Raw genomic sequence first — 1,866 nt, forward strand, 5'->3', positions numbered from 1 at the left:
CAAAGCCGGCCAGTAGTCGATGTTCCACCCTCGAGCACCACCTCGCGATCGTTCGCCGCGAGCGTGGGCCTGGACAACCCCACCCACCCATGACAGGCGAGCTGGCTGCCAGATGCTCCTTAGAAAGGAGGTGATCCAGCCGCACCTTCCGGTACGGCTACCTTGTTACGACTTAGTCCCAATCGCCAGTCCCACCTTCGACAGCTCCCTCCACAAGGGTTGGGCCACCGGCTTCGGGTGTTACCGACTTTCGTGACTTGACGGGCGGTGTGTACAAGGCCCGGGAACGTATTCACCGCAGCGTTGCTGATCTGCGATTACTAGCGACTCCGACTTCATGGGGTCGAGTTGCAGACCCCAATCCGAACTGAGACCGGCTTTTTGGGATTCGCTCCACCTTGCGGTATCGCAGCCCTTTGTACCGGCCATTGTAGCATGCGTGAAGCCCAAGACATAAGGGGCATGATGATTTGACGTCATCCCCACCTTCCTCCGAGTTGACCCCGGCAGTCTCCTATGAGTCCCCGGCATGACCCGCTGGCAACATAGGACGAGGGTTGCGCTCGTTGCGGGACTTAACCCAACATCTCACGACACGAGCTGACGACAACCATGCACCACCTGTACACCGACCTTGCGGGGCAACCATCTCTGGAAGTTTCCGGTGTATGTCAAGCCTTGGTAAGGTTCTTCGCGTTGCATCGAATTAATCCGCATGCTCCGCCGCTTGTGCGGGCCCCCGTCAATTTCTTTGAGTTTTAGCCTTGCGGCCGTACTCCCCAGGCGGGGCACTTAATGCGTTTGCTGCGGCACGGAACTCGTGGAATGAGCCCCACACCTAGTGCCCAACGTTTACGGCATGGACTACCAGGGTATCTAATCCTGTTCGCTCCCCATGCTTTCGCTCCTCAGCGTCAGTTGCGGCCCAGTGACCTGCCTTCGCCATCGGTGTTCCTCCTGATATCTGCGCATTCCACCGCTACACCAGGAATTCCAGTCACCCCTACCGCACTCTAGTCTGCCCGTACCCACTGCAAGCCCGAGGTTGAGCCTCGAGTTTTCACAGCAGACGCGACAAACCGCCTACGAGCTCTTTACGCCCAATAATTCCGGACAACGCTTGCGCCCTACGTATTACCGCGGCTGCTGGCACGTAGTTAGCCGGCGCTTCTTCTGCAGGTACCGTCACTTGCGCTTCTTCCCTGCTGAAAGAGGTTTACAACCCGAAGGCCGTCATCCCTCACGCGGCGTCGCTGCATCAGGCTTGCGCCCATTGTGCAATATTCCCCACTGCTGCCTCCCGTAGGAGTCTGGGCCGTGTCTCAGTCCCAGTGTGGCCGGTCGCCCTCTCAGGCCGGCTACCCGTCGTCGCCTTGGTAGGCCATTACCCCACCAACAAGCTGATAGGCCGCGAGCCCATCCCTCACCGAAAAACTTTCCACACCCTCCGGATGCCCGGGGATGTCATATCCGGTATTAGACCTCGTTTCCAAGGCTTATCCCAGAGTGAAGGGCAGGTTGCTCACGTGTTACTCACCCGTTCGCCACTGATCAGACCAGCAAGCTGGCCGTCACCGTTCGACTTGCATGTGTTAAGCACGCCGCCAGCGTTCGTCCTGAGCCAGAATCAAACTCTCCGTTAATGTCTACATGGCACCACACCACCGAAGCAGCGCAGCAACCGACAAACGAAACGGCCACACTCCCCACTGACGAAGAGCGCAACCAATCAGATTCGGCTGAATATAAAGAACCGGCAACCCCACGGGGTGGGACCGATCCTTCAGTCTCAACCAAGACCCATCAAAGACAGGCCATATGGCATCGACTACTTGGCACACTGTTGAGTTCTCAAGGAACAGACGC

General features: G+C 58.0%; 2 rRNA genes (1 of these 2 cut by a window edge). Both read right to left on the reverse strand.

Going from position 1 to position 1,866, the window contains the following annotated elements:
* Positions 1-84: ribosomal RNA gene (locus tag IC607_RS17170) — 23S ribosomal RNA — on the reverse strand; it reaches 2,471 nt to the left of the window's first position.
* 39 nt (positions 85-123) lie between these two features.
* Positions 124-1,643, reverse strand: a 16S ribosomal RNA gene (locus tag IC607_RS17175).
* Together the 16S and 23S rRNA genes form the textbook arrangement of a ribosomal RNA operon.
* Between the last annotated feature and the right edge of the window lie 223 nt (positions 1,644-1,866).

Origin of the sequence: Cellulomonas sp. JH27-2, assembly GCF_014837175.1 — a bacterium.
GTDB lineage: Bacteria > Actinomycetota > Actinomycetes > Actinomycetales > Cellulomonadaceae > Cellulomonas.